Source organism: Vibrio sp. D431a (assembly GCF_030248655.1).
In the GTDB taxonomy this organism is placed as follows: domain Bacteria; phylum Pseudomonadota; class Gammaproteobacteria; order Enterobacterales; family Vibrionaceae; genus Vibrio; species Vibrio alginolyticus.
Genome location: NZ_JAHGAP010000039.1, coordinates 1 through 702 on the forward strand (window position 1 = coordinate 1; position 702 = coordinate 702).

The 702-nt window shown below is 41.9% G+C and carries 1 protein-coding gene; it reads left to right on the forward strand.

Annotation, left to right across the window (positions count from 1 at the left end):
* The first annotated feature begins 46 nt into the window (after window positions 1-46).
* Window positions 47-688 carry a hypothetical protein gene (locus KJB35_RS26195; protein WP_053317233.1) on the forward strand — a complete coding sequence of 214 codons (642 nt, stop codon included), beginning with the start codon at window positions 47-49 and terminating at the stop codon, window positions 686-688.
* Window positions 689-702 lie beyond the last annotated feature (14 nt).

A 702-nucleotide genomic window follows, 5' to 3' on the forward strand; every position in this document is an offset into this window, starting at 1 on the left:
CACCTTAGCAAGGCGTTAGGCTTCTTTCTAGAAAATGGAGGTAACTTTGATAAAGGTATTTATTACGGCTAGTGAAATAGTATTGCTAATCGTTGCTCTAATTATTGGCGCTTTCTGGATAAAGCAACCTGACGCAAACTATGAACCTATTCTTGTGTTTCTGAGCTTTCTTTTACCCATGTTAGAGGTAGCAAGACGCAAAGTGAGCAACAAACAAGTTGATATGGTTCCGCAAACTACATCCTATGCTAGGCGCTATCTTGATCAGCCTCATCAATGTCACTTTATCAATAATCTTCCCAACCTAAAGAAAGCTGTAGAGCAAAGCTCACAAGAGTTATGGGACAGTGGAATTACAGCAAACATGCGGCAAGGTAGTTACGATCTAATCCATTCGTTGCAAGATTACTGGGTTTCTCTTGCTGAATTTTTCCCACCGTTACACTTTGACGGTAAAGAGCCACGCGCTTACATTTCTGATTACACACAAAGTCGGTTCTCGTTTCACAGATCAAACCTAGAACCTGATGGGGCTGGTACTGGAGGCTCCATTGTTCACGTGATGGCAGGCGGTGGTGTTATTCAAGATCTGGAGAATATGATCGAAGAAACAGTCTGCACATTATCTTCAAGCACTGATACGATAGATTTTGAGAATTGGAAAAAGCGATGGCGCGGCAAAGCCTAACAAACTGTTTAAGA